Origin of the sequence: Kitasatospora indigofera (assembly GCF_014655955.1) — a bacterium.
Classification (GTDB): Bacteria; Actinomycetota; Actinomycetes; order Streptomycetales; family Streptomycetaceae; genus Kitasatospora; species Kitasatospora indigofera.
Genome location: NZ_BNBO01000048.1, coordinates 1 through 22,894, shown reverse-complemented (window position 1 = coordinate 22,894; position 22,894 = coordinate 1). Strand labels below are relative to the sequence as shown.

Genomic DNA, 22,894 nt, shown 5'->3' with positions numbered 1-22,894 from the left:
GACCGACAGCCGTTCCACTCCGTGTGCGCTCCCCTTCGCTCGGTACGCACACGCCCCGCTCGGGGCCTCTGCACGCCGGGCCCGGTCCGCGCAGCCTGTACGCGCTGCGCGAACACGACTTCCGGTGAATACGGAGCAGCGGAGTGCCATCTCCTCCCGGAATCAGCGGTCCTGGCGGACCGTGGGGACGAGCGCAGGCTCTGGAACTGCCGAGATGCAGGCTACCGGTGGCCGGGACGGGGCTTATGCTCCAACCCAGCAGAGGATTATGCTACGCGGACCTCGACCCCCGGTCCGATCGGGCGTTCGACCCGCGGGCGGATCCTGGGAACCGGTACGCATGAACCACCGGCCCCCGGGGCACGTCCTCATCAACACAAGCAGAATCCTCAAAGAAGAAAAGCCACGAGCGGGAACGTTTTCGGCCTGGTTGGATGTTGACCCTGGTACGACAGCTCGTCGAGCTAGAGAAGAGGCGACGTGACTACTGTTCTGACACCTGCGAGCCCGCTGACCGCGGCAGACCGCTGCGACCGCTGCGGCGCCCAGGCATACCTGCGCGTCGTACTCGCGAGCGGCGGAGAGCTGCTCTTCTGCGCCCACCACGGGCGGAAGTTCGAGCCTGAGCTCAAGAAGATCGCCGTCGAGATACAGGACGAGAGCGGTCGTCTCACGACCACGGCAACCGCCACGGCTTCCGACGACGAGCGCTGACCCCGGCGCTCCACCGACGAACCCGCATCGGACCGCACCGGCCGACCAGCCGGAGGAGCCGGACGACAGACCCCAGCCAGGGGCCGGTCGTCCGGCTTTCGCGTTCCCCGATTCCACGGATCGGCGACCCCGAGTGATCCGGCGACTACGTTCTGACGCCACGTTCTGACACTCCGTCGGGCGCGGGTCACTCCGCGTTCCGACCGGGACCGGCGCCGTGCGCCGCCCGCGGCGGGCCGGCCCCCCGCGACGTCGCGCCCCGGTCGCGCGCGACCACCCGGTGCGACCGTGCGGTCACAGCCGGCCGCGCACCGCGTCCGCCACCGCACCGATCCGGGTGTAGACGCCCGGATGGGCCGCCTCGGCACAGCCGGTGCCCCAGGACACCAGGCCCGCCAGCCGCCCGGCGACCACCAGCGGACCGCCGCTGTCGCCCTGGCAGGCGTCCCGGCCCCCTTCGGGCTCCCCCGCGCACACCATGCCGCGGGCGTCGAAGTGCCCGTCCGGCCCGCCCGGATAGGCATGGGCACAGGTCTCGTCCGCGACGATCGGCACCTCCACGCCACGGAGCGTGGACGAGTAGTGACCGTCCCCGACCGTGTCGCCCCACCCGTAGACCTGAGCCCGGGTGCCGACGGCGTACGGATCGGTCTCGCCCTGGCCCACCAGGTCGATCACCGGCCGGTCGGTCTGCGGTGCGGCGAGGGTGAGCACCGCGACGTCGTTCATGTTGGCGACGAAGGAGTAGTCGGGGTGGAGCCAGACGTTCTCCACCTCCACCTCCCGGCCCGCCGAGCCCCGCAGGTCGTCCCGCCCGACCAGGACCCGTAGCCCCGGGCGGTCGACCCGGCGGCCCTTGATCTCGTCGTAGAAGCAGTGCGCGGCCGTCACCACCTTGGTCGGGGTGACCAGGGCGCCGCCGCAGAACTGGCCCGAGCGGCCGGCGCCGAACTGCTGCCGGCTGGAGAGCGCCACCACCCAGGGGTGCTCCCCGGTCACCGTCGCCGTCCCGCCGACGATCCGGCGGTGCGGTTCGGCCGAGGCGGGCTGACCAGCGGCGACCAGCGGCGCCGGCAGGGCGACCAGCAGTGCCAGCAGGGCCGACCGCCGACGCCGGCGCGGGCGCGCGCCCGCCGGGTCGGCCGGCACCGTGCCCTCCGGTGCGGTGGTGTCCGGCTGGGCGTCCCGCGTGTCCGGGTTGGGCAGCACCGTGTCTCCAGGTTGAATCGGCGGCAGGCAACCGGCACAGCGTAGTCGACCGGGCACGTTGAGCTACCGCCACGCGGACGCAAGGCACCCGGACGAGCGACAGTGGGTGGCGCGGGGCTGACGCCAAGGAGCCCGGGCCGACGCGAACAGGTCCGGGCCGACGCGAAGAGGCCCGGAGCGGAGTGCTCCGGGCCTCTCGGCGGCGGCTGGTGCGGGACCGGTCGGCGGTCCCGTCCGGGCCGGCTGCTAGTCCAGGTAGTCGCGCAGCACCTGGGAGCGCGACGGGTGGCGCAGCTTCGACATGGTCTTGGACTCGATCTGGCGGATCCGCTCACGGGTGACCCCGTAGACCTTGCCGATCTCGTCCAGCGTCTTCGGCTGGCCGTCGGTGAGGCCGAAGCGCATCGAGACCACGCCGGCCTCACGCTCGGAGAGGGTGTCGAGCACCGAGTGCAGCTGCTCCTGGAGCAGGGTGAACGAGACCGCGTCGGCCGGGACGACCGCCTCGGAGTCCTCGATCAGGTCACCGAACTCGCTGTCGCCGTCCTCGCCGAGCGGGGTGTGCAGCGAAATGGGCTCGCGGCCGTACTTCTGGACCTCGATGACCTTCTCGGGGGTCATGTCGAGTTCCTTGGCCAGCTCCTCCGGGGTGGGCTCGCGGCCCAGGTCCTGGAGCATCTGGCGCTGGACGCGGGCCAGCTTGTTGATGACCTCGACCATGTGCACCGGGATGCGGATGGTGCGGGCCTGGTCGGCCATCGCGCGGGTGATCGCCTGCCGGATCCACCAGGTGGCGTACGTGGAGAACTTGTAGCCCTTGGTGTAGTCGAACTTCTCGACCGCGCGGATCAGACCGAGGTTGCCCTCCTGGATCAGGTCCAGGAACAGCATGCCGCGGCCGGTGTAGCGCTTGGCCAGCGAGACCACCAGGCGGAGGTTGGCCTCCAGCAGGTGGTTCTTGGCGCGGCGGCCGTCCTCGGCGATGATCTCCAGCTCGCGCTTGAGCTTGGGGGCCAGCTTGTCGGCGGCGCTCAGCTTGTCCTCGGCGAAGAGGCCGGCCTCGATCCGCTTGGCGAGCTCGACCTCCTGCTCGGCGTTGAGCAGCGGGACCTTGCCGATCTGCTTGAGGTAGTCCTTGACCGGGTCGGCGGTGGCGCCGGCGACGGCGACCTGCTGGGCCGGCGCGTCGTCCTCGTCGTCGTCGGAGAGCACGAAGCCCTGCGACTCCTCCTCGGGCTCCGCCTCCTCGCCCTTGGCGCCGGGCGCCGCGTCCTCGACCAGCTCCTCCTCGCCGAGCAGCTCCTCGTCGCCCTTGCCGCCCTTGGCGGCGGTCTTCTTGGCGGCGGTCTTCTTGGCGGGCGCGGCGGCCTTCTTCGCCACGGCCTTCTTGACCGGCGCGGCGGCCTTCTTGGCCACGGCGGCCTTCGGCTCGTCGGCGGCGGCGGCCACGAGCGGGCCGTCCGTCTGCGGGGCCGCGACGGCGACCGGGACGGGCGGGGCCACGGGGGCGCCGGGCGCGATGCGCACCGGGGGCTTGGTGGGGGCGGACGGGGTCCGGGTGGTGACCGCCTTGGTCGCGGTGCGCTTGGTGGTGCTCTTGGCCGCGACACTCTTGCGCTTGGCGGCGGCCGGCTCGGCCGCGCTGACCATGAGGTCCACGCCCTCCTCAATCAGCACCTGATTGAGGCTGCGCATGACGTTCTTCCACTTGGTGACCGGGATCTGGTCCGCCTCGAAAGCCTGACGCACGTCGTCACCGGCGATCTGCCCCTGGGCCTTGCCCCGCTCGATGAGCGCCAGCAGAGCCGCGGACTCGGCGATCTCGGGGGGGAGCGAACGGGATGTGCTGGCCGACACGAACAACCTCTCGGACGATGAGTGGACTCGAACCCGTACCGGGCCGCCCGAGCGGGCGGGGAAGGATCACGCGTGACAGCACGCGGCGTCGATTCCGACCGACTCGGGCTTGAGGACTGGGTTTGCAGGACGGCAGCAGCGCCGCAGACCAACACAGCATTCTGACATGGTGGTGGTATTCCGGAGCTGCTTCCGCTCCGTACACATCGCTGCCACCCGTCAAGTGTTACGCATGCCGTTGGTGGCGCGGGTCACACCCTCCGGGTTCCGGGGTCCGATGCCCGTCCCGGCCGCCTCCCACCTGCGGTTCCTCTCTTTCGATCCCGTCCGGCGGGATCGCTCCCGGGCGCCCTCCCGGGGCTGCGCGCGGCGGGCCCGGCCCGCTGTGCCGGGCGGTCGGCCCCGGTGACGGACAGGGCCCGCCAGCCGCTCCTGCGAGGCGGCCGGCGGGCCGGGGGGCCGCGTCCTGATGTCGTTCCTCGGGGTCGCCGGCCGGACCTCGGCCGGACGGACGGCGCTCAGTGCTCCCGCGGCGCGGGGACCGAGGGCTCGATCTCGGGGTGGACGGTGAGCAGGGCCCGGGTCGCGGCCTCACCGGCGGTGCCGTCGCCGGTACCGAGCGCGTCCACCAGGCGGATGTGCAGGCTGACCGAGGACTCCGACGGGCGCTCGCACGAGGTGGCCGGCCCGCCGGAGACCTGCAGGGCGCAGGAGACGATCCCGGAGAGGTGCTCCAGCATCCGGTTCCCGGCCATCTGCAGGACCAGCGCGTGCAGCTCGGCGTCGGCGCGGGTGAAGGTGACCTGGTCCGCCTGGGCGGTGGCGTGGGCCATGATCTCGGTCAGCTCGACCAGCCGCTGCTGGACGTCCTCCCGGCCGTGGCCGGCGGCCAGCCGGGCCGCCAGCGGCTCGATCGCCCAGCGCAGCTCGAACAGCTCGCGGCGCTGCTCGTCGCGCTGCGGGCCGAAGGCGCGCCACTCGATGATGTCGGGGTCGAGCAGGTTCCAGTCGGCGACCGGGCGGACCCTGGTCCCGACGTTGGGCCGGGCGCTCACCAGTCCCTTCGCCTCCAGCACGCGCAGCGACTCGCGCACGACGGTGCGGGAGACCTCGAAGCGCTGGCCGATCTCCTCGGGGACGAGGGGGCGGTCGGCGCCGAGGTCGCCGGAGACGATCATCTGGCCGAGCTGCTGGACGAGCTGGCCGTGCAGGCCGCGGCCACGGCTGCTGGTGGTCTTGCGGCCGACCCGGACGAGGTCGGAGTCGACGCCCTCCCAGCGGGGCACGGGCGGGGTCGGCCGGTCGGCATAGGAGAAGCGGTCCAGCTCACCGGGGCCGGAGGCGGCGCCGTCGGCGGGGCGGGCGGCGGTCATGGTGGGGTGCGCAAGGGTACTCACAGGTCCTTTGTCGGCGATCGGCGGGCCCAGCTTGAGAATTCTCGTGAAAAGCACACGAAAGGGTGATCGCCCGTGACTGGATAATTGACTTCTTATCAGGAGGAACCGCCCATTACGGTCGGCGGCTGACTGATTGTCATGCCAATGATTCACGGGTGTTCGAGCACCGTCGGCCCGGTGGCTGCGGGGCGTCACCCTCAGAGCGCGCGGCGCCGCAGCTGCGCCACCAGGCACACGAGCACCAGCAGCACCGCCGGCGAGGCCAGCACCGCGAGCAGGGCCGGATCGGCGAGATCGAGCGGGCCTCCGACGGCCGGGCCGGAGCCGGCCCGCACCCAGTCGAAGCCGTACTGCAGGGGCAGCACCTCGTCCGCGGCGTCCGCACGGGCCGTCCCGGTCTGCCGCAGGAAGAGCGCCAGGCCCGCCTCCAGCAGTACGGGCAGGGCGCAGAGCAGCAGGATCCCGGCGGACGCGCTCCGGGTGAGCGAGGCCGTCAGCACCCCGGCGCCGCCGGCCGCCACCGCGAGGACGGCGAACACCGCGAGGGCCACCGGCAGCCGGCCGCCCCCCGTGAGGGCACCCCGGGCGAAGACCTGGGAGGCGTCCACGGCGGGCCCCAGCGCCAGCCGGGTCACCACCGCGTCGACCAGCACCGTCACCACGGCGAGCAGCGCCGACAGCGCGCCGACCACGACCACCTTGCCGAACAGCAGCCGGACCCGCCGCAGGTACCCGACCTGGGAGGCGGCCAGCCCGGGATGGCGCACCTCGTGCCCGTAGGAGAGGGCGCCCAGCACCCCGGCACCGATGGCGGCGATGGGGAGCGGCAGCAACGGGACGGCGGCGGTCACCGACCGGACGGCGGCGGCGACCGTCAGCGGGCCGGACGACACCTGGCGGGCCAGCAGGGCGGCCACCGCGGCATCGCACAGCAGGACGGTGGCGAGGACGATCCAGGTCGAGCGCAGGCCGCTCAGCCGGCGTGCCTCATAGGCCAGTACGCGCACGGTCACTCGCTCCGGTGGTCGGGCCCGACGACGGGCGCGGGGGTGGCGGGGTCGCTCGGCCGGGCGTGGGCGCCGGCTCCGGAGAGGGCACTCGCACCGGAGGCCGTCCCGGTGGAAACCGTTCCGGTGGCAGCCGCACCGACGGCGGCCGTGCCCGCGGTTCCGGCGGCGGACGCGGTCGTGGTCGCGGTCGCCGACGTGGTCGCCGACGCGGTCGCGGTCGCGAGGTTGGTGCCGACCGCGCCGGCGAAGGCCGCGCGAAGGGCGTACCCGGGCTCGGGGGCCTGCCGCCCCTGGGGGACCTGCTGGGCGGGCGACAGCGGTGCCGACAGGGACGGCGCCAGGGACGGCGGCAGCGGGGACGGCGGGAGGGAGGAGGGGACGGAGCCCGGCGGAGCCTGCATCACCGGCAGGGCCTGGGTGGGCGACAGGGGCTCCAGCGGTGCGAGGTGTTGAGTTTCGGTCAGGAGCACGTCCGGTACGCGGGATTGAGTACCCAGCGGAGCCTGCGGGGCCTGCACGGCCTGCGCGACCGGTACGACCGGCGCGGCGGGTGCGGCGGGTGCCGTCAGCACGGCCTGCCGGGCCCGGGCCGGCTCCGGCGACTGTGCAGCATGCGGGATCGGCGCCGCGGGCGGGCTCGCGACGGGCTGCGGGCCCGGGGTGCCGTGCGGGCCGGGGGCGGCCTGCGGGCCCGGGACGGTCGGGGCGGGCTGCGACCCGTCGGAGGCGGTGCGGGCCTTGTGGAGCTGCACCTGGCCCGAGCGGCCCGAGGAGGCAGGCAGCACGGCCCGCGGCGCCGGCTGCTCGACCACCCGTTCGGCCAGCTCGTGCAACAGGATTCCGTGCCGGTAGGCGAGTTCGCCGATCTCCGTCCGGCCGATCCCGGACACCGCCAGGCCCACCGCGCCGTCCCGGCGGACCAGGGCCCCCTGGCCGAGCAGCAGATCCGCGAGCCGGGCCATCTGCGGGCCCCGGACGGACACCTCGGGGCGCAGCCGGGTGCGGCGGAAGTCGGCGACCGGCTGGTCCGCGACCAGCCTGCCCTGCTCCAGGGTGGCCACGCGGTCGGCCAGTTGCGCGGCCTCCTGCGGGGTGCGGGTGGTCACCAGGACGGTGCCGCCGGCGACGGCGAACGAGCGCAGGAAGGAGTGGAACCACTCGATGTTGCGGGGCGAAAGACCCTCGGTCGGCGCGTCGAGCACCAACGTGCCCGGGGCCCCGAGGAGCGCGCCGGCGAGGATCAGCCGGCGGTTCATGCCCGGCGAGAAGACGCGCAGCCGGTGGCCGGCGACGGCGGCGAGGCGGGTCTGTTCCAGCAGTTCGTCCGCGCGGCCGGTCGGCACGCCCGCGGCGGCCGCCAGCATCCGCAGATGGCCCCGGGCGGTCCGGCCCGGGTGGCCGGCCATCCCCCCGACGGTCGGCAGGACGACCCCGACCTCGCGCTCCGGCCGGCGCAGGCCGCGGTAGGTGCGGCCGCCGAAGAGGGTGACGCCCTGGCCGCGTTCGAGATCGAGCATCAGTCGCAACGCGGTGCTCTTGCCGGACTCCTCGGGCCCGAGCAGGGCGGTGACCAGGCCCGGGCGGACGTCGAGGGTGAGGTCGAGCAGAGCCGGTGGCCGGCCGCGGCGGTAGACCTTGGTCAGTCCGGTGATCTGGATCATCGCTGGCTGCTCCCATTTACCCTCGGCCGGCCGGGTCCACGGCACGGACCTCCCCGGACGTCCCCGCGCCAGCACACTAGGTGCCACAGGTGGAGAATTCGGGCATTACGGAAGCGGCGCCGGGCACAAGTCCGCACACCTCACCCGATCAGGGGAAAATCCGACCTCGGGCCTCCCCCGGACGCAACGGGTCCGACCGCCCGGGCAGGCTTCGGCGGCCGCCGACGGGCGGGCCCGGCGGAGGAGTTCGGGTCAGGCTGCGGGTAAGGACGGCGAATCAGGACTCCGGGCCAGGACTCCGGGCCAGGACTGCGGGTCAGGACTGCGGGTCAGGACTCCGGTCGCAGCATTGGCGGGTTGAGGTCGGTGGCGCCGCCGGCGGTGAACAGCTGCGCGGGGCGGCCGCCCTGACGGGTCGTCGTGCCGCCGGAGGGCAGCAGGAAGCCCGGTGTGCCGGTGACCTTGCGGTGGAAGTTGCGCGGGTCCAGGGAGACGCCCCAGACGGCCTCGTAGACCCGGCGCAGCTCGCCGACGGTGAACTCCGCCGAACAGAAGGCCGTCGCCAGCGAGGAGTACTCGATCTTGGACCGGGCGCGCTCGACCCCGTCGGCCAGGATCAGCCCGTGGTCGAAGGCCAGCGGTACGCCGTCCGCGGGGTTGCCGCCGAGCAGCTCCGCCACCGGTGCCCAGCGCGCGCTGCTGGCGTCCCCGCCCGGGCGGGGGGTCGGCAGGTCCGGTGCGAGGACCAGGTAGGCGACGCTGACCACCCGCATCCGGGGGTCGCGCTGGGGGTGTCCGTACGTCGCGAGCTGCTCCAGGTGGGCCCCGACCGAGCCGTGCTCGGGGGCGGAGTGGGCCCGCAGGCCGGTCTCCTCGGCCAGCTCCCGGGAGGCCGCCTCGGCGAGGCCTTCGTCGAGGCGCACAAAGCCGCCGGGCAGCGCCCAGTACCCCTGGAAGGGCGGCTCGCCCCGTCGCACCAGCAGGGCACAGAGCGCGTGGTCCCGCACCGTCAGCACCACCAGGTCGACCGTGACAGCGAACGGGGGGAAGGCCGACGGGTCATAACGCGACATGGCGACGATCATAGTCGTCTCTCTGACGATAAGCACAGGCCCTCGCGTCCGTGACGTCGGCGACTCCGGGGCACGGACGTCCGGGCGCCCCGGCCCGGGCGCCCGGGCCGGGCCGGGCCCGGTGCCTGTCCGGGTCCGGTGCCTGTCCGGGTCCGGGGCCGGGTCCGGGTCCGGGGCCGGGTCCGGGTCCGGGTCCGGGGCCGTCCGGACTCAGCGGGCGCCGAGCTGGAGGTCGGCCGACGCCTCCTCCACGACCGCGACGCCGATCCGGCTCACCCGGACCGAGAACGGCTCCCCCGCGACCCGCAGGCCGGTGAGCTGGAGCTCGCCCAGAGGCGCCGTGCTGGCCGGCCTGACCAGCACCCGGCCGGCCGGGACGTCGGGGCGGACGCCGGCCAGGGTGAGCACGGCATGGACCGCCCCGGCCGCGGAGACCGCCGCCGGGCGGCAGGCCGCCGGATGCGGCACCGGCGGGCAGCCGGGGATCCGCTGCTCGCCCGCGTACATCTCCGGGAGCCTTCCCTCCAGGAAGGCGGAGGCGCCGAGCAGGCCTTCGAGCAGCGCGCCGGCCTCCCGTTCGAAGCCGGCCTCGGCCATCCCCCCGACGGCGAGCGCCGTTTCGTGGACCCGTACCGCCCCGCTCCGGTGCCCCAGCGGGTTGAAGCGTGCCGACTTGGCGCTGAGCGTGCGCAGCCCCCAGCCGCAGTCCAGCTCGGGTGCGGCGAGGCGCTGGGCCACCATCCGGGTCTGCTCGCGGTCGAGCAGGCCCTCGTGCCGGCCGCCGTCCGAGGAGAGCCCGAGGTCCAGCAGGTGGACCAGGGAGGACGCCACCGCGGGCACCGGGCGGCCGCCGACGGCCAGTGCGGCGGCCGGGCGGCCGCCGGAGAGGTCGTCGATCCAGAACTTCTCGCGGAACCGTGACCGCAGGGCGGCCGCCCAGTCCCGCCACTCCTCGGCCCCGGGCCGGCCGAACGCCTCCAGCAGCTCCGCACCGTGCAGGGCGGCCCGCACGGCCTGGGCCTGCACCTCGCTCCGGGCCGGCGGCGGGTTCGCCGAGCGGTCCTCCACCGGGCGGCTGAGGTCCGTGACGAAGCCGTCGACGAGACCGGCCCGCAGCGTGCCGAGCGCCCGCTCGGCCGCCGGGAGCAGCTCGGCCACCTCCTGCCGGGGCAGGCCCCAGCGCCAGGCCTCGGCCAGCAGCGTGACGAACAGCAGGGTGGCCTCGGTCGCCGTGCAGGAGGGCGGGAGTTCGGGGCCGGCGTGCCGCAGGGCGCCGGGCAGCAGGCCCTCGGGGCGCTGGCCGGGCCCCCCGGCGGGCTGCTGGCGGCGGGCCAGCGCCCGGAGGGTGCCGGCCGCGAGACGGGTACCGAGCGGCAGGGTCAGCCGGGCCGCCCAGAGCGCGTCGGCAGGTGCGAGGCCGAACCGCCAGGGCGCGCCGGAGGCGGCGTACAGGTCGGTGGGGCGGTCGGGGTCGGCGAGCAGCAGCCGGCCCAGCGCGTCCAGGGACCGCGGGACGAGCAGCTCGACGCGGGGGTCGTCGCAGCGCACCTCGGCCTCGGACCACGGCAGTGGCACGCCCGTCCCCCGGCCGCCCGGCGGCCGCGGGCCCGGGCCGGAGGCCTCCAGCTCGGTGCGGAGCTCGACGGACCACCTCGCCCCCGGCTGGATCTCCAGGTCCCAGCGCAGGACGCCGGCCCCGGCCAGCACGGCGTGCGGGGAGGGCTTGGCCGTCACGGTCGCGCTGTGCGTCTGGCCGGCCCAGCGGAGCCCGGCGGACTGGACCTGGCTGGGGAGGTCCGGCGAGCGCAGGCCGGCGGCGATCTCGGTCATCGGGCCCAGGTCGGTGCCCATCGCCAGCTCCAGCGGGAGCCGGGCCGGACGGCTGCCGGAGTTGCGGACCGTGACGGTCTCGACCCCGTCGGCGTGCCGCAGCCGCTCGACGGTCAGGGCCGGGTCTGGGTCCGGGTCGCCGGGGAGGCGCACCGCGCCGAGGAAGCGGGCCTCGGCGGCCGAGGTGAGGGTGCCCTGGAGCGGCAGCGGCTCGATGCCGCCGAGCCGCAGTTCCAGGCGGGCCAGGACACGGACGCCGGAGCGGTAGAAGCCGTGCAGGCCGTGGCCGCGCAGTTGGCCGTCCGGGCCGGAGGCCGCCATCGCGGGTGCGTTGACGCAGACCACCGCGTGGTGGGCGGCGGGGGGCTGCGGGCGTGCCGGGCCCGGGGCCTGCCGGGGCGCCTGGTCGGGCCGGCCGGCGGGTCTCGGTGCGCCGGCCACGCTCTCGGCCGGCGCGGCCTGGGGTGGCCTCGTGGCGGTCACCGGACTCTCCTCCCCTCGGCGGTCCGCCGGCTGTGACCGGGCGGCCGCGAGCGTGTTCGATCGCGAACTGGTGCTTCCGGCGCCGACGGGCTGGTGCTCCGCCGGGCGGCCGGACTGTTTCCGTCGGACTGCTGGACGGCCTTGCTGCATGGCATGGCTGGGTGGCACCGGCGTGGGCCGGCCCGTGCTCCGGCGCCGCGGTGGGCCGGCCCTGCTCCGTACCGGCACCTCGCTGTGCCGGACCGCTCCGTGGTGCGGGCGGCCGGTACCTGGCGGCGCTCCCGCCTCGCCGCCCTGTGCTGCCTTGCCGAACCGATTTGCCGGGCCGGCCGGCCGGGGCCGTCGGTCCGCCCCGGTCGGGCCGGTGACTCGCCGTCGAGTCTCCCGGCCGTGTCCGGACGTTTCCCGCTGCCCGCCCCTGCTGCCCGGTGTTGCCTCGTCGGACCGGCCGTACCCCGCCCCGGTGCCGACATTCCCCAGGATGAACGCCGTGGACCCTCAACAGGTCACGCCATCGGTGCGCCGCGGTGGTCGTCCGGTGCGCTCCGGTGGTGCTGTCCGGTCGCGGAACCGTGGCCCGTCGGGTGGGGCCACGCGTCCGCGGGACGGACGGGACCAGGTGGCCCCGGCCCTGCCCCGGCTGCCCCGAGCCGATGTGGTGCGGCCGCGGAACCGGTGCCCGGCCGCCGCCAGGATACGGTGCGGGGGTCCTGCCCTCCGCACCGGCAACTCCGTGGGCGGTGGGCATGACAGCTGTGACCAGCACATACCGAGGAGTTGTATGTCCACCGCCAGCCGGCTGCCCGGGATCGTCACGACCGACCACGTCTTCCACCTGCCGCTCGACCACGCCGTCCCCCAGGGCGAGCGGATCGAGGTGTATGCCCGGGAGGTGGTCGCGGCCGGCCGCGAGTCCGACGACCTGCCCTGGCTGCTCTTCCTCCAGGGCGGCCCCGGTGGCAAGGCCGCGCGGCCGCTCGGCCGTGACGGCTGGCTGGTCCGGGCCCTCGACGACTTCCGGGTGCTGCTGCTGGACCAGCGGGGGACCGGCCGCTCCACGCCGGCCACCCGGCAGACCCTGGCCCGCCGGGGCGGGCCGCAGGCGCAGGCCGACTACCTGGCGTCCTTCCGGGCGGACTCGATCGTCCGGGACGCCGAGCTGATCCGCCGTCTGCTGCTGGGCGAGGACCGGCGCTGGAGCCTGCTGGGGCAGAGCTTCGGCGGCTTCTGCGCCCTCACCTACCTCTCGCTCGCCCCGGAGGGCCTGCGTGAGGTCTTCATCACCGGCGGCCTGGCCGGCCTGCGCAGTTCCGCCGACGACGTGTACCGCTCGGCCTACCCCCGGGTGGCCGGGAAGAACGAGGCGCACTACGCCCGCTACCCCGGGGACGTCGCGGCCGTCCGGCGGATCGCCGCCCACCTGGCCGACTCCCCCGCCCTCCTGCCGGACGGCGCGCTGCTCACCGTCGAGGCCTTCCAGGCCCTGGGCATGATCCTCGGCACGGGAACGGGCTCGCACGCCCTGCACTACCTGCTGGAGGAGGCCTGGGTGGAGGGGCCGGCCGGCCCCGAACTCTCGGACACCTTCCTGGCCGAGGCGCAGGCCAAGCTCTCCTTCGCGCAGAACCCGCTCTACGCGGCGCTGCACGAGTCGATCTACGGCCAGCGCTCGGTGGACACGGCGGGGACGGCCTGGGCGGCCGAGCGGGTCCGCAAGGAGTTCCCCGGCTTCGACGCCCGGGCGGCGCTGGACTCCGGGGCGCCGGTGCTCCTCACCGGCGAGATGATCTATCCCTGGATGTTCGAGACGGACCCCGCCCTGCGCCCGCTCGCGGAGACGGCCCAGCTGCTCGCCGAGCGCACCGACTGGCCCGACCTCTACAGCCCGGAGCGGCTGGCCGCCAACGAGGTGCCGGTGGCCGCCGCCGTCTACCACGACGACATGTACGTGGACACCGCCGACTCCCTGGCGACCGCGCGCGCGGTCCGCGGCCTGCAGCCGTGGATCACCAACGAGTGGGAGCACGACGGCCTGCGGGTGAGCGGCGGCAAGGTGCTGGACCGCCTGATCGGGATGACGCGCGGCGAGGTCTGACCGCCCGGCCCGCCGGGCCCGGCTCCGGGTGCCTCCGGGCCCCGGAGCCGCCCCGGCGCGGTCCGGCGGCCGGTGGGCCGGTCGCGGCCGCCGACGGGCAGGCCACGGACCCGTCCGCGATCCGCGATCCGTCCGCGCCCTCCGCGGGGCCACCCCGGCCGGGCGCACGTCACGACCTCGCCGCAGTGCCACGGGCCCCGCACCGGTGCCCGGCGCCGCCCCACGCCCGGAGGCCGCTCCCGGGGCCGGGCAGGGCCTCGGTGGCCCTGCGCCGCCGCCGGACCGCCGCCCTGGTGCGGGCCGACAGCCGCCGACCCGGGAGCAGGGGAACGGGGAGCAGCGGGCCCGGGAGCAGCGGGCCCGGCGCTTCCGGCCGCCCGGCCCGCACCGACCGGCCCGGCACCGGCCCCGGCTCCCGGCCTTCGTCGGGCCCGGGTGGGGCCCCCTCCTCGTCGTACGGCGTCTGCGGTGCCGTGAGCGGCCCCGGCAGCGTTCGGCGCCCCGTCCGCGGGCGCCGCTCCCCCGCGCCGGAGCCGCTCCGGGGCGTCCGGTTCACGGCTGCGGCCCTCCGGGCCCGTTCGGCCCGTACGCCCTCCAGGAGCAGCTCCGGGGCGAGGCCGCCGTTGAGGGACTCGTGGAGCAACTGGGCCAGCAGGTAGTCCGGGTCGAGCCGGAGCACCAGGCCCAGCACCACCCGGGCGGTCGCGAGGTCGCCGGCCAGCCAGGACGTCCAGGCGAGCAGCGTCAGCGGAGCCGCCGCGTAGCCGTCGAAGGGGATCACGCAGCGCCGGGCCAGGAACCGCCAGAGCCGCTGGGCCGCCCCGAGCTCGGCGGATTCTGCGTACTCGGCGGCGCGGTCGCGCAGGAGCTTGTCCTGGAGACCGAGCAGCAGCAGGGCCGTCCGCCGCTCGTCGACCTCCCGGGCGCCCGCCAGGAACTCCGCCATCACCTCGTCGAGGAGCTCCCCGGCGCGCTCGCGGGCCGCCTCGCCGCCGGTGAGCGGCCGGTGGCGCAGCGCCTGCTCGATCGCCAGCCGCTGGGGCCCCGCGGCGGGCTCGCCCAGCGGTGCCAGACCGGCCGCGATCGCCTTGCGGCTGCCGCGCGGGGCGAGGCCGGCGAAGGTGGCCGCGGCGACCACCGGGCCGGGGCCGCGGGCCTGCTGGACGGGATTGCCCGAGGGTTCGCAGCAGCCCTCCCGCCGGCACAGGAAGGACCACCAGCGGCCGCCGGAGACGCACAGCGACTCCTTGACGCCCACGCCCTTCGCCTCGAAGGCCGTCCGCAGGGCCTCCGCCAGGGGTCCGAGCGTCCCGAGGACGGGCCGGGCCTCGCCCTCCTCGGGATCGCGGCACAGGTAGAGCAGCACCTGCTCGGGCCGGTGGTCGCGCTGTTCGGAGAGCCGGACGAGCAGCGCCGCCGTCTCCGCCGCCGCCCGCGGCCAGTCCGCCGGCGCTTCCGGGATGTCGACCCGGATCACCCCGCCCTGTTGCAGGTCGGCGCCCTGCAGGCCGACGGCGACGATGCTGTCGTCGGGGAAGAACCCCAACAGGTAGGGGAGCAGTTCGGCCATGTCGGCGGGGCCGCGCATCCTGACGGGCAGGTGGCCGGGGATCGGGTCCGGGTGCGGTGTGCCGTGTTCTTCGTTCATGGACGGAAGAATGGCGCGCGGATTGTCAGCCGCCCGGATTTCGTCATTGCCTGTGGATAAACCCCGCCTGTGGATATCCAGCCACCCGTCCGGAGCACATGAAAATCACTCGCACGAGCGGGATTTGACGTCAGGTCAGTTTAGCCGGAAGGCCGGTGCGGTGAAAGCCGGGACGGTCCGTGGACCAGGCCGTTCGCGGTTTGTCGGCCCCGCACTGTTACATGGACGCATGGATCAGCCCGAGACCCACTCCAGCCAGCAGGCCGACACCTCCGCCGCCCTCCCCGGCGGCACCGACGCGGGCCACGACGGCCCCGGCGACGCGGGCGCCACCGGCTCCCCCGCACCCGGCGGGCCGGCCGGGGCCCGGTCCGGCGCCACGCCGGCCGAGCGGGCCGAGGTCCGGGGCCGGGCCGAGCAGGTCCTGCGCGAGCTGGCCGGGCCGGCCGCGACGCTGCGGGAGGACCAGTGGCTGGCGATCGAGGCGCTGGTGGTCGACCACCGGCGCGCGCTGGTCGTCCAGCGCACCGGCTGGGGCAAGTCCGCGGTCTACTTCATCGCCACCGCGCTGCTGCGCGGCCGTGGTGCGGGCCCCACGGTGATCGTCTCGCCGCTGCTCGCCCTGATGCGCAACCAGGTGGACTCGGCCGCCCGGGCCGGCATCAAGGCCCGCACCATCAACTCGGCCAACACCGAGGAGTGGGACGAGATCCAGGCCGAGGTGGCGGCCGGGGCGGTGGACATCCTGCTGGTCAGCCCCGAGCGGCTGAACAACCCCGACTTCCGCGACCAGGTACTGCCGAAACTGGCCGCCTCCACCGGCCTGCTGGTGGTCGACGAGGCGCACTGCATCTCCGACTGGGGGCACGACTTCCGCCCGGACTACCGCCGGCTGCGCACCATGCTCGCCGACCTCTCGCCGGGCGTGCCGGTGCTGGCCACCACCGCGACGGCCAACGCCCGGGTCACCGCCGACGTCGCGGAGCAGCTCGGTACCGGCACCACGGACGAGCTCGCGCTGGTGCTGCGCGGCCCGCTCGACCGGGAGAGCCTCTCGCTCGGGGTGCTGTCCCTGCCCGACCCCGCGCACCGACTCGCCTGGCTGGCCGACCACCTCGACCGGCTGCCCGGCTCCGGCATCGTCTACACCCTCACGGTGGCCGCCGCCGACGAGGTGACCGCCTTCTTGCGCGAGCGCGGCTTCGCGGTGGCCTCGTACTCGGGACGTACCGAGGACGCCGAGCGCCGCAGCGCCGAGGCGGACCTGCTGGCCAACCGGGTCAAGGCACTGGTCGCGACCTCGGCACTGGGCATGGGCTTCGACAAGCCCGACCTCGGTTTCGTGGTGCACCTGGGGTCGCCCGGATCCCCGATCGCGTACTACCAGCAGGTCGGCCGCGCGGGCCGCGGAGTGGACCGCGCGGAGGTGCTGCTGCTCCCCGGGCGTGAGGACGAGGCGATCTGGCGGTACTTCGCCTCGTTGGCCTTCCCTCCGGAGGAGCAGGTCCGCCGCACCATCGACGCCCTGGCCGAGGCCGGGCGGCCGCTGTCCACCGCCGCCCTGGAGCCGCGGGTCGACCTGCGGCGGGCCCGGCTGGAGACCATGCTCAAGGTGCTGGACGTGGACGGCGCCGTCCGCCGGGTCAAGGGCGGCTGGACGGCCACCGGCCAGGCCTGGGCCTACGACACGGCCCGGTACGCCAAGGTCGCGGCGTCCCGCGAGGCCGAGCAGCGGGCGATGCGGGAGTACGCCTCGACCTCCGCCTGCCGGATGGAGTTCCTGCGCCGCCAGCTGGACGACGAGCAGGCCGTGCCCTGCGGCCGGTGCGACAACTGCGCGGGGCCCCGGCACAGCGCCGACGTCTCCGCAGCGGCGCTGGACGCCGCCCGCGCGGCGCTGGGCCGCCCGGGGGTGACCTTCGAGCCGCGCCGGCTCTGGCCGACCGGGATGGACGCGCTCGGGGTACCGCTCAAGGGCCGGATCCCGGCCGGCGAGCAGGCCGAGACCGGGCGCGCGCTCGGCCGGCTCTCGGACATCGGCTGGGGCAACCGGCTGCGCGCGATGCTGGCCGACCAGACCCCGGACTCGCCGGTGCCGGACGACGCGGTGAACGCCTTGGTCTCCGTGCTCGCCGACTGGGCCCGCGGCCCCGGCGGCTGGGCCGGTCCCGCCACGTCCGAGGGCGGCCGGCTCGACCGGCCGGTCGGCGTGGTCACCATGGCCTCGTCGGGCCGGCCGCAGCTCGTCGGCAGCCTCGGCGCGCAGATCGCCTCGATCGGCCGGCTGCCGCTGCTCGGCCGGATCGAGTACGCCGCCGGCCACGCGCCGCAGGGCGGGCGGAGCAACAGCGCGCAGCGGCTGCACTCGCTGGCCGGGGCGCTGGTGCTGTCGCCCGGGCTGGCGGAGGCGCTCGCCGAGGCCTCCGGGCCGGTGCTGCTGATCGACGACCTGGTCGATTCGGGCTGGACGGTCACCGTGGCGGCCCGGCTGCTGCGCCGGGCCGGGGCGAGCGCCGTCCTGCCGCTGGTGCTGGCCGTCCAGGGGTGACGGCGGCCGGCCCGGCCCGGGGCCGGGGCCGGGGCCGGGGCCGGCGGTCCGGCTCCGGTGCGGCAACCCGAACGGGTCACCGGCGGTTTACCCGGCGGAGAGCGGAGAGCGGCCTGACGGAGCAGACGCCGGAGGCCGGTGGGACGCGCGGGTCACCGGATACGGCAGAGGCGGCACGGTTCCCGCCACCGGCGGCGGAGCCGCGCCGCAGATCTCCCGTCACCCCCCGGGCGGGAGCCGCGACCTCAGCCGAATGGCCCTATGGCCCCGGTGGAATATATCCGGCAGAACGTCGGCTTTCGGGCGGCGTTCGTCATTTCATCGTTGCCGCTCCGGCCCTTTTACCGAGAGAATTGGAGCGTACCCAAATGCCTGGTCCGACGGACCGGCCTTCGGCGTACGCGCGCACCCGCACACCCGCCGGGGCAGGAAGGAGGATCGTGATCAACGGTATCGACCGAGGTCGGAATCCCTTCACCCGGAGTGCGGACGGCAGACGCAGTCTGGATCCGGAGAGCTGGGCCGCGGTCGGAGCGCCGCTGCTGCGCGACCCGCGCGAGTTCGTGACCGAGCTGCACCAGCGCCACCTGCCCCAGCCCGGCAGCGTGGTGATCAGCGTGCTGGACGCGCTGCACCACGTCGCCGCGTCCGCCTCCTTCACGCCCCGGCCGCACGTCAGCGACGGCTGGCAGCACCGCAACGCGCTGCTCGCCCAGCTGCGCCAGGTGATCCCGCACGACCTCCGGCGGGCCGCCCCGACCCGGACCGCCGTGCTGCTGCACTGCCGGGAGGGCGTGGCCGGGTGGACGGAACAGGACGGGGCCTGGATGTGGGCGCTGCGGGACGCCGCGGCCCTGCACGGCCTGCGCTGCGGCTCGTACATCACGCTGACGCCGTCCGGGTGGCAGACCCTGGGCGAGGGCCGCGGCGGGCGCAGCCCGCACTCGGGCTCCTGGGCCGACGGCCCGGTGCACACCGTCACGGAGCTGCCGTCCCGCTCCGCCCGCGAGGAGCGGACGCCCGGGCGCTCCTGGGGGCAGCCCGAGGCGCCCGCCGTCGAACCGGCCAGACGCACGGCCGCCCGCTGAGGTCCGGGGACCTCAGCGGGCGTGGCCGGCCCGGGCGGGCCGGCGGCGGCAGCGGACGCCGGGCGACGATGCCCGGCGGTGGGACGGTCAGGCCAGGGCCGGCCGGCTCTCCGGAGCGTCCGGGGCGCCCACCAGCCCGGCCTCCCCGCACACCACCAGCAGGGCGCCGGCGCGGCCGAGGGCCTGCTGGAACGCGAGCCCGGCCCGGTCGGCCGAGGTGTCGTTGACCACCAGCACCACGACCTCGCGGCCGGCCGGCCGGTTCAGCGCCGCGTCGGCGTAGAACACGTCGTCGCCCTCGGTGAGCTGCGCCCAGTAGCGGGCCTCGCCGAAGGAGAGTTCGTGCTGCTGCCACGGGTGCGGTTCGCCCACGGTGAGGACCAGGACGTCCCCGGGCCGGCGGCCGGACTCCAGCAGGTGGTCCACGGTGTCGTCGGCGCGCTCCAGGGCGTCGCCCGCGGGGGCGGCGACGAACTGGACCGCGGGTGCGGGACGGCGGGCGGCCGGCCCGGGCCTGGGACCGCGGCCGGGACGGGCCGGCGGTCCGGGCTTCACGGCCCGGGGCGGTGCCGGTCGCGGCGGACCGGGTCGGGGCCCCGGCACGGCGGGCACGGCGGCCGCGGTCCGGGAGTTGGCGGGGTTGACGGCAGGGGACGCGCTGCCGGCGGCAGGCGTACGGGGGGCTTGTGCGTCCGACTCGCGGGGGAAGGGAACGCCGGGGCCCGGGATGCTCTCGTGAATCTCCGGCTCCTCGGGGAAGACAGGCATACCCGGATATCTATCAAATGCCGCTCGAACGCGCACGGGCGCCCCACCCCTTGAACACCGGAGGACCACGGGACCGGGCCGCCCGGGCGGACGCCGCCGCCCGCGCGCGGGGCGCAGGGGCCGTCAGAAGCCCAGCGTGAGCTGCTCGTCCGCGCCGGCCAGGGTCCGTTCGACCTTCAGGTGGCGCCACTTGGGCAGCGCGTCGAGGTAGGACCAGGAGAGCCGGTGGTGCTCGGTCGGGCCGAACTCCTCCAGCGCGGCCCGGTGGACCGGCGACGGGTACCCGGCGTTGTCGGCGAAGCCGTACTCGGGGTGGCTCTCGCCGATCTCGGCCATCAGGGCGTCCCGGTGGACCTTGGCGAGCACCGAGGCCGCCGAGACACAGATGCAGGACTGGTCCCCCTTGATCACCGTCCGCACCCGCCAGGGGCCGCCGAGGTAGTCGTGCTTCCCGTCGAGGATCACCGCGTCGGGGCGCACCGGCAGTGCCTCCAGCGCCCGGACGGCCGCCAGCCGCAGGGCCGCCGTCATGCCGAGTTCGTCGCATTCCCGGGCCGAGGCGTGGCCGAGCGCGTAGGCGGTGACCCAGTCCGCGAGCAGCGGGGCCAGCGCGTCCCGGCGGCGCTCGGTGAGCAGCTTGGAGTCGGTGAGGCCCTCCGGCGGCTTGCGCAGTCCGGTGACCGCCGCGCCGACCGTGACCGGGCCCGCCCAGGACCCGCGCCCGACCTCGTCGAGGCCGACGACCACCTGGGCGCCGGCCCGGCGCAGCGAGCGCTCGACGGAGTGGGTCGGGGGAACGACAGGCATCGGGACATCCGTTTCGACGAGGAGTCCCTCCAGCCTACGGCGCGCGCCGGGCGGACCGGACCGCCCGGCGGCGGCCGGCGGAGACCGGCCGCCGCTCAGCACGAACACCCGCGCGGGCCGCGGCCGCGGCGGTGCGAACGCCCGGGCGGCCGGTGGCCGGGGCGGCCCGGAAAACCGGTGGAGGCGGCGGGCCCGGGCCCCTACCGTCGGACCATGGGCAGCAGCACCTCGTCGACGAGTTCGACGCCGAAGCCCTCGCCGAGCCGGCCGTCGCAGACCTTCACCCGGTACATCAGCATCGCGGGGGCGACGTCGGCGACCAGCGGGTTGGCCGCGCCGGGCCGGACGTCACCGCGGAGTTCGCCGCGACGCAGGATCGCGAGGGTGGCCGCCTTGGTCGGGTCGAAGACCCGCTCGACCACGAACTGCTTGAAGACCTGGGCCTGGTCGTGGTCCAGCTCGTTCATCAGCGCGTTCATCGCGCCGCCCGCGCGGGACTCCAGAGCCGTCCCGAACCGGTCGATGAGCAGCAGCAATTCGCTCCGGGCGGACCCGAGGTCGGGGATGTCGTCAGGGGGTGGGAGAGTGGAGCGCAGGGCGTCGAGCACGAGGTCGACCTTGGACGTCCATCGCCGGTAGAGCGCCGCCTTCCCGGTGCGTGCCGCGCCGGCGACGCCCTCCATCGTCAGTCGCGCGTACCCGCCGGAGGTGAGCTGGTCGAGGGTGGCCTCGAAGATCGCCCGCTCCAGCGCCTCGCCGCGCCTGCGGACCGGCCTGGCGAGCGCCTCCGCGACGCCGACCGCCACGCCGGCGACCAGCGCGCAACCGGACGACAGCGGCACGGCCGACGGGCCCGCCGCGTTCTGCAGTCGCTTCACCTGATCCATCGCCACCAACCTTAGAGAACGGTTGCGTTCACAAACACGCACCGGCTATCGTCCAGCTTAGTGAACGCTGCCGTTCCTTCATAGACCGCGACCACGGCCCGGCAAGCCGGTCCGGCCCACCCCCCGGCCCTGCGCCGGACCAGGCGCCGAACCATGCCCGGAACCATGCCCGGAACCACGGCAGACCTTCGCGGACCGCAGTCGAAAGCATACGAAGCAGTAGCCAGCAGGGGGCACATCTTGGCTATCTCCGACACACTCAGCAAGAACTCTCCGCCACTCGGCAAAAGCCGGGGCAAAGGCATCACCCTGACCGTGATCGCCGCGACCCAGCTGATGGTGGTGCTCGACGCCACGATCGTGAACATCGCGCTGCCGCAGATCCGGGACGTGCTGAAGTTCTCCACCACCGACCTGTCCTGGGTCATCAACGCGTACACCCTCACCTTCGGCGGGCTGCTGCTGCTCGGCGGCCGGGCGGGCGACATCCTCGGCCGCCGCCGGGTGTTCATCATCGGCACCCTGCTCTTCGGCTTCGCCTCGCTGCTCGGCGGATTCGCGCAGGACAGCGGCATGCTGCTGGCCGCGCGCGCCCTGCAGGGCATCGGCGGCGCGATCTGCTCGCCGACCGCCTTCGCGCTGATCGCCACCAACTTCGAGGAAGGGCCGGAACGCAACAAGGCGTTCGGCGTCTTCTCGGCGGTGGCCGGCTCCGGCGCCGCGATCGGCCTGCTGGCCGGCGGTCTGCTCACCGAGTACCTCGACTGGCGCTGGGTGTTCTTCGTCAACGTGCCGATCGCGGCCCTGATCGCGTTCGCCGCTCCGCGCTACATCGCCGAGTCCGAGCGCCAGACCGGCCGCTTCGACATCCCGGGTGCGCTGACCTCCACGGTCGGCCTGGTCGCCCTGGTCTACGGCTTCATCCGGGCGGCCTCCGACGGCTGGTCGGACCCGATCACCCTGGCCTCCTTCGCCCTGGGCCTGATCCTGGTCGCCGCGTTCGTGGTCATCGAGCGGACCACCGCTCAGCCGATCACCCCGCTGCACCTCTTCGCCGACCGCAACCGCACCGGCGGCCTGGTGATGATGCTCTGCCTGGCGGCCGCCATGTTCGGCATCTTCTTCTACATCACGCTGTTCGTTCAGGGCCCGCTGGGCTACAGCCCGCTGCGGGCGGGCGTCGCCTTCCTGCCGATCAGCGCGGCGATCATCGTCGCGGCGCAGATCGCCTCGACCTTCCAGGCGAAGCTCGGCCCCAAGCCGTTCATGGCCGGCGGCGCCGCGCTGGTGACCATCGGGCTCACCTGGCTGACCACCCTGAGCGCCGACAGCGGCTACGTCGACGGCGTGCTGATCCCGACCGTCATCTTCGGCTTCGGGATGGGCCTGATCTTCGTCCCGGTGATGCTGCTCGCCGTGGCGGGAGTCGCCGAGCAGGACACCGGCGCCGCCTCGGGCCTGCTCAACTCGATGCAGCAGATCGGCGGCTCGCTCGGCCTGTCGATCCTGACCACGGTGTTCGCGACGGCCGCCGCCGACAAGACGGCCGAGCTGATGGCCGCCGCGCCGAAGGACGCCGCGCCGACCAAGGAGCAGGCCGCGGCGATGGGCAACCAGGTGCTGGCGTACGGCATCTCGCAGGGCTTCATCGTGGGTGCCGTGCTCGCCGGGGTCGCCCTGCTGGTCGCGGTCTTCGTGATCAAGGCCAAGGCGAGCGACCTGCCCACCGGGGAAGCGCACGGCGCGATCCTCTGACGCACCACCACGGCGGTCCCCGGACCACCTGGACGACGGCGCCGGCCGGGCGGACGCCGCTCCC

The 22,894-nt window shown here is 75.0% G+C and carries 16 protein-coding genes; 5 read left to right on the top strand and 11 right to left on the bottom strand.

Annotated elements, in window-relative coordinates; all coding sequences use genetic code 11:
* The first annotated feature begins 480 nt into the window (after window positions 1-480).
* Entirely contained in the window at window positions 481-714 is a 234-nt protein-coding gene (locus IE329_RS30200; RefSeq protein ID WP_073924858.1) for a DUF7455 domain-containing protein, read from the top strand.
* 294 nt (window positions 715-1,008) lie between these two features.
* Here IE329_RS30200 and IE329_RS30195 read toward each other — a convergent pair whose 3' ends face one another.
* The 7 genes from IE329_RS30195 to IE329_RS30165 all read right to left on the bottom strand — a co-directional run bounded on the left by IE329_RS30195 (window position 1,009) and on the right by IE329_RS30165 (window position 11,234).
* Entirely contained in the window at window positions 1,009-1,923 is a 915-nt protein-coding gene (locus IE329_RS30195) for a S1 family peptidase (protein ID WP_229927886.1), read from the bottom strand.
* Between the two features lie 246 nt (window positions 1,924-2,169).
* A complete protein-coding gene (locus IE329_RS30190) occupies window positions 2,170-3,780 on the bottom strand; it encodes an RNA polymerase sigma factor (RefSeq protein WP_190214181.1) in 1,611 nt (536 codons plus the stop codon).
* A gap of 518 nt (window positions 3,781-4,298) precedes the next feature.
* Window positions 4,299-5,231: a FadR/GntR family transcriptional regulator gene (locus tag IE329_RS30185; protein ID WP_308438416.1), complete on the bottom strand. Its 933-nt coding sequence runs from the start codon at window positions 5,229-5,231 to the stop codon at window positions 4,299-4,301.
* Window positions 5,232-5,374: 143 nt separating this feature from the next.
* Window positions 5,375-6,190 carry a hypothetical protein gene (locus IE329_RS30180; protein ID WP_190214179.1) on the bottom strand — a complete coding sequence of 272 codons (816 nt, stop codon included), beginning with the start codon at window positions 6,188-6,190 and terminating at the stop codon, window positions 5,375-5,377.
* A complete protein-coding gene (locus IE329_RS30175; RefSeq protein WP_190214178.1) occupies window positions 6,187-7,848 on the bottom strand; it encodes an ATP-binding cassette domain-containing protein in 1,662 nt (553 codons plus the stop codon). Before IE329_RS30175 ends, IE329_RS30180 begins: the two co-directional genes overlap by 4 nt.
* Window positions 7,849-8,177: 329 nt before the next feature.
* The gene (locus IE329_RS30170) at window positions 8,178-8,921 is read right to left on the bottom strand and encodes an NUDIX hydrolase (protein ID WP_190214177.1); all 744 of its coding nucleotides are present in this window, start codon (window positions 8,919-8,921) and stop codon (window positions 8,178-8,180) included.
* A 210-nt stretch (window positions 8,922-9,131) separates the two neighbouring features.
* Window positions 9,132-11,234 (bottom strand): amylo-alpha-1,6-glucosidase, encoded by a 2,103-nt coding sequence (locus IE329_RS30165; RefSeq protein WP_308438415.1) that lies wholly within the window; start codon window positions 11,232-11,234, stop codon window positions 9,132-9,134.
* A gap of 781 nt (window positions 11,235-12,015) precedes the next feature.
* Here IE329_RS30165 and IE329_RS30160 point away from each other — a divergent pair.
* Entirely contained in the window at window positions 12,016-13,329 is a 1,314-nt protein-coding gene (locus tag IE329_RS30160; protein WP_190214175.1) for an alpha/beta fold hydrolase, read from the top strand.
* Window positions 13,330-13,498: 169 nt separating this feature from the next.
* On the opposite strand, the gene IE329_RS30155 is transcribed toward IE329_RS30160, so the two are convergent.
* Complete coding sequence (locus IE329_RS30155; RefSeq protein WP_190214174.1) at window positions 13,499-14,977, bottom strand: DUF4192 domain-containing protein; 1,479 nt, start codon at window positions 14,975-14,977, stop codon at window positions 13,499-13,501.
* Between the two features lie 229 nt (window positions 14,978-15,206).
* Between IE329_RS30155 and IE329_RS30150 the strand changes: the two genes are divergently transcribed.
* Window positions 15,207-17,525 (top strand): RecQ family ATP-dependent DNA helicase, encoded by a 2,319-nt coding sequence (locus tag IE329_RS30150; protein WP_229927885.1) that lies wholly within the window; start codon window positions 15,207-15,209, stop codon window positions 17,523-17,525.
* 440 nt (window positions 17,526-17,965) lie between these two features.
* Window positions 17,966-18,613 (top strand): hypothetical protein, encoded by a 648-nt coding sequence (locus IE329_RS30145; protein ID WP_190214173.1) that lies wholly within the window; start codon window positions 17,966-17,968, stop codon window positions 18,611-18,613.
* 87 nt (window positions 18,614-18,700) lie between these two features.
* On the opposite strand, the gene IE329_RS30140 is transcribed toward IE329_RS30145, so the two are convergent.
* The 3 genes from IE329_RS30140 to IE329_RS30130 all read right to left on the bottom strand — a co-directional run bounded on the left by IE329_RS30140 (window position 18,701) and on the right by IE329_RS30130 (window position 21,075).
* Window positions 18,701-19,168 (bottom strand): hypothetical protein, encoded by a 468-nt coding sequence (locus tag IE329_RS30140; protein WP_308438414.1) that lies wholly within the window; start codon window positions 19,166-19,168, stop codon window positions 18,701-18,703.
* 336 nt (window positions 19,169-19,504) lie between these two features.
* Window positions 19,505-20,188 carry a ribonuclease HII gene (locus IE329_RS30135; protein WP_190214171.1) on the bottom strand — a complete coding sequence of 228 codons (684 nt, stop codon included), beginning with the start codon at window positions 20,186-20,188 and terminating at the stop codon, window positions 19,505-19,507.
* Window positions 20,189-20,388: 200 nt separating this feature from the next.
* Window positions 20,389-21,075, bottom strand: a complete 687-nt coding sequence (locus IE329_RS30130) for a TetR/AcrR family transcriptional regulator (RefSeq protein ID WP_190214170.1) — start codon at window positions 21,073-21,075, stop codon at window positions 20,389-20,391.
* 240 nt (window positions 21,076-21,315) lie between these two features.
* On the opposite strand from IE329_RS30130, the gene IE329_RS30125 reads away from it, so the two are divergent.
* Window positions 21,316-22,830 (top strand): MFS transporter, encoded by a 1,515-nt coding sequence (locus IE329_RS30125; RefSeq protein WP_373311343.1) that lies wholly within the window; start codon window positions 21,316-21,318, stop codon window positions 22,828-22,830.
* Window positions 22,831-22,894: the final 64 nt, after the last annotated feature.